The sequence below is a fragment of the Pseudomonas sp. BF-RE-22 genome, assembly GCF_019956155.1.
Lineage (GTDB): Bacteria > Pseudomonadota > Gammaproteobacteria > Pseudomonadales > Pseudomonadaceae > Aquipseudomonas > Aquipseudomonas migulae.
The window spans coordinates 1-16,167 of the sequence record NZ_JAHBDD010000029.1 but is presented as its reverse complement, the minus strand read 5'-3'; the positions used below and the strand labels follow the sequence as shown (position 1 = coordinate 16,167).

Annotated in this window: 12 protein-coding genes; 7 read left to right on the top strand and 5 right to left on the bottom strand. The window is 57.6% G+C overall.

The genetic code is table 11. From position 1 onward, the window contains the following. The first annotated feature begins 107 nt into the window (after positions 1-107). On the top strand, positions 108-2,069 hold the full coding sequence (locus tag KGA82_RS15935; RefSeq protein WP_223451159.1) for a hypothetical protein: 1,962 nt from the start codon (positions 108-110) through the stop codon (positions 2,067-2,069). Between the two features lie 211 nt (positions 2,070-2,280). After that, positions 2,281-4,560 (top strand): autotransporter outer membrane beta-barrel domain-containing protein, encoded by a 2,280-nt coding sequence (locus KGA82_RS15930; RefSeq protein ID WP_223451158.1) that lies wholly within the window; start codon positions 2,281-2,283, stop codon positions 4,558-4,560. Between the two features lie 61 nt (positions 4,561-4,621). Here the strand turns inward: KGA82_RS15930 and KGA82_RS15925 are convergent, their stop codons facing one another. The 3 genes from KGA82_RS15925 to KGA82_RS15915 all read right to left on the bottom strand — a co-directional run bounded on the left by KGA82_RS15925 (position 4,622) and on the right by KGA82_RS15915 (position 7,264). Beyond that, positions 4,622-6,130, bottom strand: coding sequence for a hypothetical protein (locus KGA82_RS15925; protein ID WP_223451156.1), 1,509 nt, complete (start codon positions 6,128-6,130; stop codon positions 4,622-4,624). 149 nt (positions 6,131-6,279) lie between these two features. After that, positions 6,280-6,666, bottom strand: coding sequence for a YbaN family protein (locus KGA82_RS15920; protein ID WP_008040608.1), 387 nt, complete (start codon positions 6,664-6,666; stop codon positions 6,280-6,282). A 10-nt stretch (positions 6,667-6,676) separates the two neighbouring features. Further along, on the bottom strand, positions 6,677-7,264 hold the full coding sequence (locus tag KGA82_RS15915) for a YecA family protein (protein WP_008035840.1): 588 nt from the start codon (positions 7,262-7,264) through the stop codon (positions 6,677-6,679). Positions 7,265-8,653: 1,389 nt separating this feature from the next. Between KGA82_RS15915 and recQ the strand changes: the two genes are divergently transcribed. The 4 genes from recQ (at position 8,654) to KGA82_RS15895 (ending at position 13,495) form a co-directional block, all read left to right on the top strand. After that, a complete protein-coding gene (recQ, locus tag KGA82_RS15910) occupies positions 8,654-10,780 on the top strand; it encodes a DNA helicase RecQ (protein ID WP_008043638.1) in 2,127 nt (708 codons plus the stop codon). A 130-nt stretch (positions 10,781-10,910) separates the two neighbouring features. Next, on the top strand, positions 10,911-11,345 hold the full coding sequence (locus KGA82_RS15905) for a MarR family transcriptional regulator (protein WP_008030423.1): 435 nt from the start codon (positions 10,911-10,913) through the stop codon (positions 11,343-11,345). A gap of 128 nt (positions 11,346-11,473) precedes the next feature. Beyond that, positions 11,474-13,162 carry a FimV/HubP family polar landmark protein gene (locus tag KGA82_RS15900; RefSeq protein WP_223451154.1) on the top strand — a complete coding sequence of 563 codons (1,689 nt, stop codon included), beginning with the start codon at positions 11,474-11,476 and terminating at the stop codon, positions 13,160-13,162. 45 nt (positions 13,163-13,207) lie between these two features. Beyond that, positions 13,208-13,495, top strand: coding sequence for a SelT/SelW/SelH family protein (locus KGA82_RS15895; protein WP_008030428.1), 288 nt, complete (start codon positions 13,208-13,210; stop codon positions 13,493-13,495). On the opposite strand, the gene KGA82_RS15890 is transcribed toward KGA82_RS15895, so the two are convergent. Beyond that, positions 13,489-14,382, bottom strand: coding sequence for a DMT family transporter (locus KGA82_RS15890; protein WP_223451153.1), 894 nt, complete (start codon positions 14,380-14,382; stop codon positions 13,489-13,491). The two genes, KGA82_RS15895 and KGA82_RS15890, sit on opposite strands and share 7 nt — an antisense overlap. Positions 14,383-14,460: 78 nt before the next feature. Then, positions 14,461-15,219, bottom strand: coding sequence for a helix-turn-helix transcriptional regulator (locus KGA82_RS15885; RefSeq protein WP_008030432.1), 759 nt, complete (start codon positions 15,217-15,219; stop codon positions 14,461-14,463). 135 nt (positions 15,220-15,354) lie between these two features. Between KGA82_RS15885 and KGA82_RS15880 the strand changes: the two genes are divergently transcribed. After that, the coding region (locus KGA82_RS15880; RefSeq protein WP_008043641.1) for a UDP-2,3-diacylglucosamine diphosphatase at positions 15,355-16,167 on the top strand (813 nt) is incomplete at its 3' end.

Below are 16,167 nucleotides of genomic sequence, written 5' to 3'. Positions count from 1 at the left end.
AATGTTTGCAAAGCAGGTTGTTTATCGGCGCCTTGCAGTCGTTGGTCAGGCGCTGGGTCGTTATACCTAAGGGCAGGTAAAGCCCAGGCACTGAAAGGAACGATAATATGTCGAACTACATCAAGCTGACTCGACTGACGAAGGAACAGGAAAACGCACTGGCTTATCGAAAGTTGCGATTTTCAGCAGACCCAGTACCGGCTGCTCCGCCAAGACTACACCCGGATAACGCCTTCATGAACCATGAAGTCGATGATGATGTGAATCAGCTTCATTTCCAGTTTCAGGGTTTGCCACTCAAGGTCCAGATAGACCAGTTTGAACAGTCGCAGCAAACTAATCCTCCCATCGACGGGATCGTTCAGCTTATGTGGGACGGGACTTTGCTGAGCGAGCCAAAATTTACTTATACAACCCCCGTTAACCCTGCTAATTTCCCTATTGATTTGACGTTGCCTGCCGGATTGACAGATAAAGCTGGTAGGCACGAGTTAAAGTACCGTATTAATCATGGAGGGAATACCGGAGCTGTAGTCACTCCATTGACTGTCAATGTCGACAGGGAAGCACCTCCGCCCATTAAGCCGACGGCCCCGGTTACTGAAATTACCAAGGAGTACCTAGATCTTCACGGATATATAGAAGTGACAGCGCCGCTGACCCAAGCCAACAAAATTGGTGATGTCATCCGCTGTTGGTTTGGTTCACGTATAAACGATACCGTATTGGTCGGGACAGAGACTCTCAAAAGCCCGATTACTGCGCCGGTGTTCAGTTTAACCAAAGAGATGGTAGGCACGGAGGAAATCCCTAAAGCGCTTTGGACTGATCATACTGACCGTAAAGGCAATCGATCGGCGCAATCGGATCGTCTGCATCTTGACTTGGTTCTGACTGATCCTCCGGTGTTGGTACCACCCTTTGTTCCACAGTACGAGGACGACGGGGTCATCAGCTTGATTGACGCGCAGACTGTTACCGGTGTGGGAGCTGGCATCAAAGAACAGTATGTGGGGTTTGTGTCCGGTCGTGACTATATGCAAATTATCTGGGATGGCAGGGTACAACAGGAAAAGTTGATCACTGGTTTTCCAGTCTTTACTGACGTGCATTTTAGAGACGTCTACAACGGTGTTGCCTTTAAGGATGACGTCCCGGTAGGACTGCGGGTTCGGCGTGGTAACAAACACCACCCTGCTGCTGGCCCCCTCGTTACACTTGTCAAAAAAGATTTGAGAAGGCCCGGCACCATAGACCCCGAAAAACCAGGGCCACCGGACGAAAGTTTGCCTTTGGTGACGGCTAAAGGCGCCGTTACACCTGAAAACAATGTGATACGCAAAGTTGACTCAACGGGGCCTGTGACAGTCACTGTACCTTTGTACGATGGGTCTAAAGCAGGCGAAGAAGTGCAGCTTTACTGGAACGGCGTAGAAGTTCCGGTATCTGCCACGCCGAATGAAGGCGGGCGTTATGTCGTTCTCGGCACCGAACCCACCGGCTTTGAAATTACTTTTACGGTCCCGTGGACGTTGGTTGATGCATCAGGCAATGATATCGATACGCTGGTTCACTACATCGCCTTTGATGCAGTTGCGGATGGCTATGCTGTTTCTCTGCCGACAGAAGTTGACGTTCAAATTCATGATGTCGACGTGTCTGATCCGGTATTCCAGCATCTTGATGAGGACTTTGGTTATCTTAACTGTAATTCCGTTCGCAGAGTTTCGGGCGGTGGATTGGCAATTATTGTCTTGATTCCACCGGATGCTCAACTGGCGGATCAAGATATCGAGCTTGTTTATCAGGCGTATTCAGATGCCGCTGGTATTACTCCAATCGTTGGTGTAACCGACAAGGTTAATTACAAAATCAGTGTGCAGGAGTCCATCGATGGCGCCTATATCAATTTCCCATTCGCCGTCTTCGATCAGACTGGCAGTGCCTACGGTGCAGTTGAATACACTGTGACGCTAGGGGGGGTTCCAACAAAATCCGGTAGGCATTTGGTTCAGGTGCATATGAGGGAGGGTGAAGGCGGGTCATGTGTTGTCCCTCCGTTGGAGTAACTGAAGTGGAGGCGCTTTATGCGCCTCCTTTTTTTACGGCGTGTTTTTAGTTTTATTTTATTGAGCTCTCTGGTTTGACGCAGGGTGATTTCCTCATGCTCAGAGAGATTAATCCTACATTTTTCTGTAAGACGAGCCGGTATCGTGCGCACCTCTCGACGTCACCCGCAATTCGATGAGGTTGACGAACTGACGAACAGGACGCACGAACATGACTTTTAAAAATATCAGGCCGCGTACAGCCGCAGGCACAGGCTCATTCAAGAAACTGGCAATGCTGCCAGCATTTTTTTTCGTAAATTCGTCGCTATTTGCTGCTGATATTATCGATAACGGCACCATTAAGGATATCGATACGGCAACCCCCGTTACTGATTATCTGGTCCGCAATAACAGCACTTTGAATGTGGCAGGTAGTACCACCAAGAGTATCTTTGTCGAAACCGGATCTACGCTAAACATCAACGGCGGGACCATTAATGCCGACACTGGTATTGAAGGTATATCGATTACCAACAGTACTGCCACCATTAACTCGACCAAGGTTTTCAGCGATACAGTCGGCCTGGTGGTCAATCGGGTCAACAACTCGCTACAAGGTTCGGTTGTTTCTGCCACAAACAGTGAGTTCCATGGCGGTGAACTCGGCGCCAGGGTGACTGGCTTCAGCACCCTTACCCTGTTCAATACGAGCTTGACGGGAACCGACGTCGGCAGTGTTGGCTTGAACGTGCGCGGTGGTGAAGTGCTCGCATCGGCCGGTTCTCGTATAAGCGGTGACAGGGCTGGCGTGATAATGGACAGGGACCCTGCCGGCGTCGGCGCTAACACATTGGTGCTGGATAACTCGACAGCTGAAGGGCGCAATGGAGCGGCCATTGTTGTGGAGCAGGGCATCAACGCCACCATCGAGGTATTGAACAACTCCACGCTGATTGGCGGGAGCGACAATGTACTTCAAGTAGAAGGCGCCTCGACGGCGAACATGCGGGTTGCGAACAGCACCTTGCAAGGCAATGTGCAAGTGACTGGCAATAGCACCGCCAATCTCACCTTCAATAGCGCTTCGATGGTAGGCGATATCCTGCGCGAGAACGGTTCGACGGCCAATGTCACCTTGAACAATCGCTCATCGCTCACCGGACGCCTGAACAACAGCAACCTCAGCCTTAACAGCGGTTCGAACCTGACCATGGTTGGCGATGACCGCATCGACACCCTGACGTTGAGCAACAGCACGGTTAATTTCGGTGCGCCTGGCGTGCCACGTGCGAATCGTCAACTTGAGGTGGGTACGCTCAATGGCAGCGGCATCATTGCCATGCAGGGCAACTTCCAGACCGGTGAAAGTGACTTGCTGAAAGCCGGCACGGCCACTGGCAGCTATGAATTGGCCGTCAACGCTTCGGGCAAGGACGCGACGTCTCCTCGACAATTGACGCTGGTGCAAATCGGCAATAACCAGGCAGATTTCGCGCTGTTGGGTGGCCGGGTCGATGTGGGGACATGGCAATACGATTTAGCCGAAAGAACCAACGCCTCCGGCGAAGCGGAGTATTACCTGAACCCTACCACCCGGCTCAGTGCCGGTGCTCAATCGGTAGTGGCATTGTTTCAGACAGCCCTTACCGTTTCCTATGGCGAGTTGAAGTCGCTGGAAAACCGCATGGGCGAGTTGCAGGCGGATGACAAGCGCCACGGCCTGTGGGTACGAGCTTATGGCAACAAGTGGAACGTTGACGACGGTTCGATGGGTGTGGGTTATCGTCAAGAGCAACAGGGTTTCACCCTGGGCGCCGATACCCGACTGGGTGACAGTCCGTGGACTGTCGGTATGCTGGCGGGTTACAGCCAGTCCGATCTGAATCTCAGCGGCGGCACCTCGGCCACGGTTGACAGCTACTACTTCGGTCCTTATTTCGGCTGGCGGAATCAGGACAATGGCTACTTCGTTGATGGCGCCCTGAAGTTCAACCATTTCCGTAACGAGTCCAAAGTCGGTATGAGCGATGGCAAACGTTCCGAAGGCGATTACAACAACTCGGCTGTGAGTGCGATGGTAGAAGGGGGTCGCCAAATTGATCTGGGGGATGGCTGGTTTGCCAAACCTTCTGTTCAGGTATCCGCTGCAATCATCCAGGGAGAAAGCTATTACTTGGACAATGGCATGAGCGCTGAAGGTGACGACACGCATTCATTGCGCACAAAGCTCGGAGTAATGGCGGGTCGAAGCATCAACCTGGGCGACACTCAGGTGCGTCCATACGGGCGAGTGGCGGTGGTCCATGAGTTTGCATCGAACGATAACAACGTGCGGGTCAATGGAAACTCGATCAATAACAACCTGTCGGGCAGCGGTTTCGAAGTCGGTGCCGGGGTGATGGTTTCAGTGTCCGAGAGGCTGCACCTTGGTGTCGGTGTCGATTATGCCAAGGGTAAAAATATCGAACAGCCCGTGGCTGCCACCTTCAGTGCGAACTATCAGTTTTAAATGTGTGAGACAAAAAAAACCGCTAAAAGCGGTTTTTTTTGCACTGCCACAATGGACTTTGTTAACTGTCGGTAGAGCCGTTCGCCGAAACCCGCGTGAACCTTACTTTATTCGATTCGGCGTTATGATCTTCGGAAGCAACGGCACTGACCTCATAGGCTCTGCCTACTGCCAATCCGGTGAGGAGTGTCGCCCAATTACCATCCTCGTTGGCCGACTCTGATTTCGGGTCGACGGTCCCGTTGACCTTGAGGTTGACCGACGCTAGCGGTTCGGTTTTGCCGCCGACTCTTACATAACTGGAGGTGGTGTTACCGTTATCGATAATTTCCTCTTTGGCATCATGCACTTGGGTTTCGCGTGGTGCGATGGATTTTCTGACCTCAAACGAGTACGGGCCAGACTCACCGCCATCGGGGTATTTTGCCTTGGCAACAAGGCGATAATTATCGAGTGGCAGCGGGCCGATGGGGACTTCGTAGCCATCAGCTCCGATTTGCCCCTCACCTAAAGAGTCGTCGCCGTTGAATATCTCGACGTACTCGCCTGCTTCGCCTTCGCCTTTGGCAATCAGGTTGCTCTCATAGGTGAAACCACCGTCATCGACGGTTGTTCCATGGGTGTCAGTCACGGTGTCCAGCGTTACAAGATCCGCCCCTTTAACGGTAAAGGTTCTGGGCGTAGGGGTTACTTCCCCGTCACCGTACAGTTTTTTGGCTTTCAGGCTGTGCTCGCCAGGGGCCAGGCTGATTTTGATTTCCCACTCTCCGTTACCCTTGGCGGTCGCCGGCGGAAATCCTTCTGGGTCGTCGTGGTCGAGGAGTTGAACATCCTTGCCTGGCCTGCACTTGCCCGTGACGGTGAGGTTTTGGTCGGAGGTAGTGTCGCCTTCGTTGACAGGATTGCCGTCCGAGTCTTCGACAGCATCGAGAGACAGGCCGATGTCCGCTGCAACGTTGAAGTTTCGTGGTTCGGATGATTTACCTTCGCCGTAGAGTGCCTTGACGGTGATGGTGTAGGAGGTGCCTGACAGCAGATTCTTGAGTTCAAGTGTGTAAACGCCATTTTGGTTAACCGGCGCCTCTTCAAGTGGTGTGCTGCCATTGAACGCCTGAACCTTCTGGCTCGGGAGGGCTTTACCTGTGACGCTCACCGATGAGGAGTAGGTCGTTTCGCCTTCATCAATCGTTCCCTCGTCATCTTCTATGTACTCGATGATGGGGGCGTCGGCGACCACGGTGAAGTTTCGAGGGGGGGTAGAAACGGGCTTACTGCCGTAATCACCCAAGGCCGTCAGGCTGTAGCGTTTGACTTCCCTGACTTCGAACAACTCGGTCTTCCAAATGCCGTTCACGTCGCTTTGGGCGGGTGCCAATACACTGAAGCCGTCCCGTACCAGAATCGGCTTGTTCGGCTCAGCGGTTCCACCGACCTTGAAGAAGGTGTCCGAGGTCTCGCGGTTTTGACCTACAAGGACCCCTTCGGAGTCCCAGACGGCTGTGATACTCAATGTCAAATCTGTTTCCTCGGGCGCAGTGCCCGACGGGACGTTCGGTTGTCTGGCTGTCATGGTGATGGACTCCGGTCCTGGTGTGAGTGCCGGATTGATTTAATGCGTGAAGCATCAGCATTGACTACTGTCAGAAATAACAGTTGTGGGAGGGTTTCCGATAAGCGGTTGGAGTGACAGCCAGCATCACATCGCAATGGCCCGGATTTTCAGAGTGTTTTTTGCCGAAGAATATATACCGTCACCAGCACCGCACTGGTCAGCATGAACCCGCGCGCCCACGGCAGGGGCACCAGGTAGCAGGACAACAGAATGCTCGCCCACATCAGGCCGATGGCGTAGACCTTGCCCTTGAGCGGAATGCCGTTGCCGTCGAGGTAGTCGCGAATCCACGGACCCAGCCGTGGATGCTCCACCAGCCAGTTGTAAAAACGCGGCGAACTGCGGGCGAAGCAGGCGGCCGCCAACAGCAGGAAAGGCGTGGTGGGCAATACCGGGAGGAAAATCCCGATCACCCCCAGCGCTACGCTCAGCCAGCCGATGGCCAGCAGCCCGTAACGCAACATCAGGGAGCGGTTGCCTATGGGGTTGTCCATAGGCAAAACCTTAGTGGTGACGTGGCTTGAGGATCGCCGGTTTTTCGTCTGGCGCGTTGCACAGCAGGTACAGCGCGGTCAGGGCTTCCGGGATCTGCACGATCATGTCGTCCATCAGGTTGGCGTCGGCGGCGATGTCGGAGAACTCGGGCTGTTCGTCGAACAGACCCGAACCGACCATGATCGGCAGCAGCATTTCGCTGACTTCGTCTTCGGCGGTTTCGAACCAGGCCGCTTCGCGCAGGAACACGCCTTCCATGAAGCCGATGCACCAGCCGCGCAGGTCGGAATCGTCCGGGTCGTCGCCCAGGTCCAGTTCGCACGGCAGCTCGAACTCTTCATCGGACGCCAGTTGACGGGCGATGTGAGCCTTGAGGGCCAGCAGGGTGGATTCGATGGCTTCACGCTCGGTGTCGTCGGCGTAATGCGGCTCTTCGGCGAAGAGGGCGTCGATCCATTCACGGTCGGGAACGCTTTCGGAACAGATCGACAGCGCGGTGAGGTAGCCGTGGGCGGCCACGTAGTCCAGCGCCTCGTCATGCAGTTCATCGGCGTCGAGGAAGACTTGCAGGCGGGTTAGTTGCTCAGCGAAGGACATTAAAGGGCTACCTTGGGAATTAACAGATGCGGGAATTCTAGGCCTTCTTGAGCACTCAGGCCAGCCGCGCGGCATATTTGCGCTCAGTGATTTTCCAGAACAGCGCATTCCTTGCTGGAGCGAGCCTGCTTGCGAATGCTGTGTGTCAGTCGGCGAGGATTTTGATGGTGTACATATCCATTCCTGCGGTTACGGCTTCTATTGGTTTCGCCCTTACGGCGAGTCACTTGGAAGAGCCCCAAGTAACCAAGGGCTCTTGCCCCTTTCGTTCGGTGCCTCGCTAAGGCTCGCCATACCCTCGCTCCGGTCCTGCTCCGTGGGCCCGCCGCCATCGGCCATCCCTGGCCGGGGGCGGCTAACCCGGCATCCATGCCGGGTTGCCCACTGCGCAGAACCTGCGCTCGGCCTCTCGAGGGGGCGCTCAGATCAAAAGCGGAAGGCGAGCTAACGCTCGGCCTGATGAGTGGTGGAAATCAAAAACACACACGATTCCCTGTAGGAGCGAGGCTTGCCCGCGAAAAACGACCGGACAACGCGTTGATTCAGACAGCCCGCGTTATCGTTGGCGTCCATCGCCAGCAAGCTGGCTCCTACAATTTTGAATCGTGTGAACCCAATCCATTGTAGGAGCCGGCTTGCCGGCGAAAAGCGTCGGGGCAACGCGTTCATTCAGACAGCCCGCGTTATCGTTGACGTCCATCGCTGGCAAGCCAGCTCCTACCATTTTGAATCGTGTGAACCCAATCCCCTGTAGGAGCCGGCTTGCTGGCGATAGCGGTGGATCAGTCGACGCATGTATTGGCTGGACGGACGCCATCGCCAGCAAGCCGGCTCCTACAGGGGATTGGTGTACATGTTCGGAATGAGTGAATGCAGTAGAGAAGAACAACGCGGACAACTGAAGAGCCAGGTCGGCTTTCAGGCCGCCTCGGCGGCTGTGGCGGTAGTCGCCCCCTCGAGAGGCCGAGTGGAGGTTCTGCGCAGTGGGCAACCCGGCATGGAGGCCGGGTTAGCCGCCCCCGGCCATGGATGGCCGATGGCGGCGGGCCCACGGAGCAGGACCGGAGCGAGGGAACCCTGAGCCTTGGCGAAGGGCCGAACGAAAGGGGCAAGAGCGCTTGGTTACTTGGCGCTTTTCCAAGTAACTCGCCGTAAGGGCGAAACCAATAGCAGCCGTTACCGCAGAAACGGATATGTACACAGCATCCTCTTCTAAGCGGCGCCCTTTGCAAGGAAGCCCTCGGGTATACTCCCGCGCTTTGTGATGCCCTGCTGGCGTCGCGGCTGAAATGTGAAGCGTCATGCAATGCGCACTTACGATTTGTCAGTGCAGCCCGCGTGGTTCTGAACCAGCCTTGCAGGGATGTTTCGGTGATTTTTGGAGTTTTTATGCTCGAACAGGCTCAACGCGTCCTCAAGGACATCTTCGGCTACGACAGTTTCCGTGGCCGTCAGGGTGCAATCATTGAGCGCGTGGCCAGTGGCGGCGACGCCCTGGTGCTGATGCCTACCGGTGGCGGTAAATCCCTGTGCTTCCAGGTGCCGGCGCTGCTGCGCGAAGGGCTGGCGGTGGTGGTGTCGCCGCTGATCGCCCTGATGGACGACCAGGTCGCGACCCTCGAAGAATTGGGCGTCGCTGCCGCTGCGTTGAACTCCACGCTGAGCGCCGAGCAGCAGCGCGATCTCGCTGCGCGGATCAAGCGCGGCGAAGTGAAGATGCTCTACCTCGCGCCGGAACGTCTGGTCCAGCCACGCATGCTGGCCTTCCTGCAAAGCCTTGAAATTGCCCTGTTCGCCATCGACGAAGCCCACTGCGTGTCCCAATGGGGCCACGACTTCCGCCGCGAGTATCTGCAACTGGGCCAGTTGGCGGAACTGTTTCCCAATGTTCCACGCATCGCCCTGACCGCGACGGCGGACAAGCGGACTCGCGAAGAAATCGTCGATCGTTTGCACCTGCAGGATGCCGAGCGCTTCCTCTCCAGTTTCGACCGCCCGAACATTTTTTACCGCATCGTGCCCAAGGAGCAGCCGCGCAAACAGTTGTTGGCGTTCCTCGCGGAGCGGCGCAGCGATGCCGGCATTGTCTACTGCCTGTCGCGCAAGAAAGTCGATGAAGTGGCGGTGTTCCTCAGCGAGCAGGGTTTCCCGGCGCTGCCGTACCACGCCGGCCTGCCCAACGAAACACGAGCGCTGCACCAGAAGCGCTTCCTCAACGAGGAAGGCCTGATCATGGTTGCCACCGTGGCGTTCGGCATGGGCATCGACAAACCCAACGTACGTTTTGTTGCTCACCTCGATTTGCCGAAATCCCTCGAGGCTTACTACCAGGAAACCGGTCGCGGCGGCCGTGACGGTCTGCCGGCGGATGCCTGGATGGCTTACGGCCTGCAAGACGTGGTGATGCTCAAGCAGATGTTGCAGAACTCCGAAGGTGACGAGCGCCACAAGCGTCTGGAGCATCACAAGCTCGACGCCATGCTCTCGCTCTGCGAAGAAACCCGCTGCCGTCGTCAAACCTTGCTGGCCTACTTCGACGAAGACATGCCCGAGCCGTGCGGTCACTGCGACAACTGCGTTGACGGCGTGCAGACCTGGGACGCTACCGAACCGGCCCGTCAGGCGCTCTCGGCGATTTATCGCACCGGCCAGCGTTATGGCGTCGGGCATCTGGTGGATGTGTTGCTGGGCAAGGACAACGAAAAGGTCCGCAGCTTCGGCCATCAACACCTGTCGGTATACGGTGTCGGCAAGGCGATGGGCGAGAGTGAGTGGCGCTCGCTGTTTCGCCAATTGGTGGCTCGCGGTCTGGCCGACATCGATCTCGAAGGCTATGGCGGCCTGCGCCTGAGTGACACCTGCCGACCGCTGCTCAAGGGCGAAGTGACCCTGGAACTGCGTCGCGACCTCAAGCCGCAAACCACGGCGAAAAGCAGCAAGAGCCAGGCAAGCCAGCTGGTTCGCGGCGAAGAACGCGAACAGTGGGAAGCCTTGCGCGCCTTGCGCCGCAAGCTCGCCGAGGAGCATGGGGTGCCGCCGTACGTCATCTTCCCCGACTCGACCTTGCTGGAAATGCTCCGCAGCCAGCCGACCTCTCTATCGGAAATGGCCACGGTCAGCGGTGTCGGTGCGCGCAAACTGGAGCGTTACGGCGAGGCCTTCCTTGAAGTCCTCGGCGGTCAGGTCGAGGCACCAAAAGTGGTGGCCGACGTGCGCCACGAATTGATAACGCTCGCGCGGGCCGGCATGACGCCGCTGCAAATCGCCGGTCAGCTGCAATGTTCGGAAAAGAATGTCTACACCATGCTCGCCGAGGCCATTGGCAAGCAGCAGTTGTCGCTGGAACAGGCGCTGGATCTGCCCGAAGACTTGATGGGGGAAGTGCAGGACGCGTTCCTCGACGGCGAGGGCGAGTTGCCGCCGGTGGCGGAGATTGCTGCACTGTTCGCCGGTCGTGTGCCGGAAGGTGTTTTGTACTGCGTACGTGCCGCACTGCAATCGGAATTCGAGATCTGACGCTCAAATCCTGAAACGGTTGTATTGATGTAACGATTCAGTACAGAGCAAACCTTGCCTCAAGCCAAGGGTCATGCTTAGCTGACTAATAATTAGTTTTTCTCTATTTCAGTCTAACCATGAGTGTTTTATGCCGTTAACCGATCAACACCGCTTTGGCATGCAACTGGCCCAGATGTCGCGCGGCTGGCGTGCCGAACTGGACCGCCGTCTGGCCGGCCTGGGTTTGTCTCAGGCGCGCTGGCTGGTGCTGCTGCACCTCGCGCGTTTTGACGACGCCCCGACCCAACGTGAATTGGCGCAAAGCGTCGGCGTCGAAGGGCCCACCCTGGCACGACTGCTCGACAGCCTGGAAAGCCAGGGCCTGGTTCAGCGCCAGGCAGTGCTCGAAGATCGCCGGGCAAAAAAAATCGTCCTCTGTGCACCGGCCCTTCCCCTGATCGAACAAATTGAAACCATTGCCACTCAACTGCGCCACGAGCTGTTCGACGGCGTCGATGAGGCGGATTTGAAGGTCTGCATGCGAGTCCACGGGCACATACTGGCCAACCTGGAAAAATCTTGAGGCATAAGCAAGCGCCGGCTTTTTGAGATACCCCGTTGGGCAGACTATAAAGAACTACCAGGCAATATCGTGTTCGTAACGGATGTGCGAACACGCACTGGTTGGTTCTGGTTATCTAAGGGATGCTCATGCTTGAGAGTTGGCACGTTGTATTGCGGTGTTGCGCCAGGCTGCTGCTGGCCGGTGGAGTTGTCAGCTACTCGGCATTGGCGCCTGCACTGGGCCTGGGTGAGATCACCCTGCATTCGGCGCTCAATCAACCGTTGCGTGCCGACATCGCCCTGGTGGATGCCGCCGGTCTGGAGGAGGGCGAGCTGTCGGTCAGCCTGGCGACGGCAGACGAGTTCAGCCGTGCTGGTGTCGAACGGCTTTTCTTTCTCAATGACCTGAAGTTCACGCCGATCCTGCGGGGCAATCGCAGCCTGATCCGGGTGAGCTCCAACAAAGCGGTCAACGAACCCTTCCTGAATTTTCTCGTGCAACTGAATCAACCGAACGGCCGTGTGCTGCGCGAGTACACCGTGCTGATCGATCCTCCGGGAACGCCGGGGATTACTCCGGTCACTGACGAACCCGCCGCCAGTTCACCGAACTCTCCATTCCCGAGCGTTACACCTGCCGTTGCGCCTCCACCCGTAGCGAAGAAAACCGCCCAGGCGAAGGTTGAGCCACCGGCCGCTGTACCGGTGATTGATCCTGTCGCAGAACAGCTGGCTGCCAACGTGCTGCAAAATCAGCAGCTGCAAAAAAACGTCGATGAGTTGAATGCGAAGCTGCAGGCTCAAGACGAACAGATCGCCGGCCAAAAAAAACAGATCACCGAATTGCAAACCCGCCTGGCGGAGGTCCAGCAAGCACCGCCGGTCACGCCGCAAGCCGTGGTGCCCGCCCCGGTAGTGGCACAAGAACCCGGGGCGTTCAACTGGCCGCTGATTATCGGGTTGCTGGCGTTGCTGTTGCTATTGCTGGGGCTGATTGTTCGTCGGCTACGACAGCAGACTCAGGCATTGCCCGAAGATCTCCCGGTTTTACCGTCGCGGCATGAACCGGTGCTTGATCGAACCGTAGCGCCGGTTGTGAAGGCCGCCCCTGTCCATCACGAAGAGACGCCATCTGGCGATGTGCTGGAGGGTGTGGGCATCTACCTGACGTATGGGCGTTTTTCCGAAGCAGCGGCATTGTTGCGAGAAGCCCTGGTCAAGGAACCACAGCGCACGGATCTGGCGGTGCAACTGTTGGAAGTCCTCGGTAAACAAGGGGATGTGCCAGCCTATGATGTGCAGGAGAGCAGCTTGCGAGACACCGGGTTCGATTCCCGGCAACTTCAGGAAATCCGTGCCCGCTACCCGAAGGTGAACAGCGCGGTGCCCGAGGCGGTGACCAGCGTTATCACGACACCGGTAAAATCCGAAGCAGCGCCGGGCGATGAGTTCCAGTTGAACCTGGAGGACCTGTCGATGGATTCGAGTTGGGACCTGGTCAGTCCATTCGAAAACCCTAAACCCTCGGACGAATCGCCCAAACCCGAAGAACCGACCCTGGGCGAGCCCGAGCTGGAATGGATCGCCGAACCGGACTCACAGTCTCTGGACGACGATTTTCTCAACGAATTCGCCGATGCAGGTCAATCGCTTGAGCTTGAACCGCTGAGACCGGAACCTATGGAACCGACCAATGCAGGCAAACTGGAACAGGCTCAGACCTGCATCGATGACGGCGATCTGGACAGCGCCATCGAGCTGCTGAACGAGTTGCTCAAGGACGGTGATGAGCCACTCAAACAGACTGCGCGGACGTTGTTGGCCGGCATCCGCTGACGCTCTATCATGGCGGTGCCCCTTGGCTCAGGAGTTTCGCCTGTCATGACCGCGCATAAACCGGAAATCGTCATCACTTACTGCACGCAATGCCAATGGCTGTTGCGTGCGGCGTGGTTGGCGCAAGAACTGCTCAGTACCTTTGGCGACGATTTGGGCAAGGTGTCGCTGGTGCCTGGCACCGGTGGCGTGTTTCACATTTTCTGTAACGATGTGCAGATCTGGGAGCGCAAGGCTGACGGCGGTTTTCCGGAGGCCAAGGTACTCAAGCAGCGGGTCCGCGATCAGATTGATCCGGACCGCGACCTGGGCCACAACGACCGCACTCAGTGAGACGCGGCTTCGGCAGCGACCACTTTCTTGCTTGAACCGCCGGAGAGCCTGCTGGACACGACAATCGCGACGATGATCAACGCGCCGCCGATCAGCATGCGCAGCGTCGGGTTTTCATTGAACAGCAACCACGCCATGGTGATGCCGTACACCGGCTCCAGCGCAAACACCACGGCGGCGGTTCGTGCCTTGATCACCGCGAGGCTGGCGACGAACAGACTGTGAGCGACGCCGGTACAGAATATTCCCAGCAGGCCGATCCACAGCCAGTCAATGGTGCGCACTTCGCTCAATTGCGGTGCCGCTACCGGCAGCAAACACAACGCGACCACTACGTTCTGACACAGCGCAGCCTGGACCGGCGGGATTCGTCCGGAACTGGCGCGGTTGGTCAGCGACAGCAACGCGAACAGCAGGCCTGAACCTACCGCCCACAACAGGCCGGTGGTGGCGCCGCTGGCCAGATCGAAGTCCGGCGTGACCAGCACCAACCCGACACTCACCAGCACCACCAGCAGGATCTCGTTGGCGCGAATTCGCTCACGGAAGATCAACCCTTCCAGGATCACGGTGAACGCCGGGAAACTGGCGAAACCGAGGGTCGCGATCGCCACGCCCGCCACCTTTACCGCAATGAAGAAACTCACCCAGTGTCCGGCCAGCAACAAACCGCTGAGCAGCAATCGGCGCCAGTCCACGGCGTCGAGTTTTTGCCAGCGGGTGTGGCTGGCGAACCGCGCGAAAAGGGCCAGGGCGAGCACGGCAAAGGCCGCACGACCGAAGACGATAACGGCGGGGGAGGCGGCGGCGAGTTTGCCGAACACACCGGTCAGGCCAAACATCAATGCGCCGATATGCAGTGCGCCCAGGGCGGTACGGGGAGTCATTGCGATCCTTGATAAACATAACCAACAGAGGTGCAGTCTAGAGGGCTGTCGGTATGCCTGTCTGTCGTCAGGCTCGCATCATTTGTCGCCAGCCTCGCGCCGCAATTTGCCGGGTGAGACACCAAACTCCCGCAGCACCGCCGCTGAAAATGCACTTTGAGAGCTGTAGCCGACCCGACTCGCAATCTCGCCAACGGGCAATGCCGAATCGCGCAACATACTCACGGCCATGTGCAAGCGACGGCTGCGGATGTAGTCCATCGGCGTCTGCCCGCATTCAGCGACAAATCGCGCATGCAGCCGAGCGCTGGACAGCCCGGCAATGCGCGCCAGATCGGCCACTTGCAACGGATAGGCCGCGTATTGATCGATGTGCGCATTCAAGGCGGCGTACGGCAGACGCCGACCGCCCACCCCTTCGCTTTTGGCGTTGTTGAGGCTGGCCAGCAACAGCACCGCGCCTTGTTGCGCGATCAGCGGGTCGCTGACCTGACTGCCCGCCAGCCAACTGACCAATTGGCTTTGCCCGGCATCCAGCGGCAGGCGCCCGGCGTTGTCGAGCAAGCGGCGGCTGGCATCGGCGTGTTCGCCAAGGGACTGAACCACCCATTGATCGCTCGGCACATCCAGCACCAGGCAGCGGCTGCCATTGGCGCTGCCGCACGCATGATGGAAGCCGGACGGGACGACCACGAAACTCTGCTGAACCACCTGGCTGCCATGCCCGTCGACCTCGAAATCCAGCGCACCCGACAACCCGAACACCAGTTGCGCGTGGTCGTGGCTGTGGACGATCAGGTCGTGAGTGTATTGGCGCAGCGTGAGGATCGGTCTCATCGCAGGTCTCCCGATTAAGGCTGCCAGTCTACACCGAGGGCGTTCATGTGCGTTGTCACAGGACTGACTTGTCCCTGTCATGGGCAATTAACCCGACCGGCGCAAGCTTGCGCAAACAATCGCAGAGGGTTGCCCATGACCAGCGCCGAGCTCGCCAAACCCAGTCGTAAGCAACGTGTGCGGACCTTGTGGATTTCCGATGTGCATCTGGGCACCCGGGATTGCCAGGCCGAGCACTTGTCGCAGTTTCTCAAGGGCTACCACGCGGACAAGATCTACCTGGTCGGCGACATCATCGATGGCTGGAAGCTGCGCGGCGGCATGTACTGGCCCCAGGCGCACACCAACGTGATCCGTCGTCTGTTGACCATGAGCAAGCGCGGCACCGAGGTGATTTATGTCACTGGCAACCACGACGAATTCCTGCGCCGTTACTCGAAGCTGATTCTGGGCAACATCCAGTTGGTGGATGAGGCCGTGCACGTGACCGCCGACGGCCGTCATTTGCTGGTGATCCACGGCGACCAGTTTGACGTGATTACCCGCTATCACCGCTGGCTGGCGTTCCTCGGCGACTCGGCCTACGAATTCACCCTGACCCTCAACCGCTGGCTCAACCATTGGCGTGCCCGGTATGGCTACGGTTACTGGTCACTGTCGGCGTACCTCAAGCACAAAGTGAAAACCGCGGTCAGCTTCATCAGCGACTTCGAAGAAGCCATCGCCCACGAATGCGTCAAACGCGAGTTGCACGGCGTGGTGTGCGGGCACATTCACCATGCCGAGATTCGCAAGGTGGGCGAGGTGGATTACCTCAATTGCGGGGATTGGGTGGAGTCGTGCACGGCGCTGATCGAACATTGGGATGGTTCGATCGAGTTGTACCGGTTGGCGGATGCCCAGGCGCGGGAGGCGGAGTTGAAGGCCATCAAAATCGCGGAGCCCGCG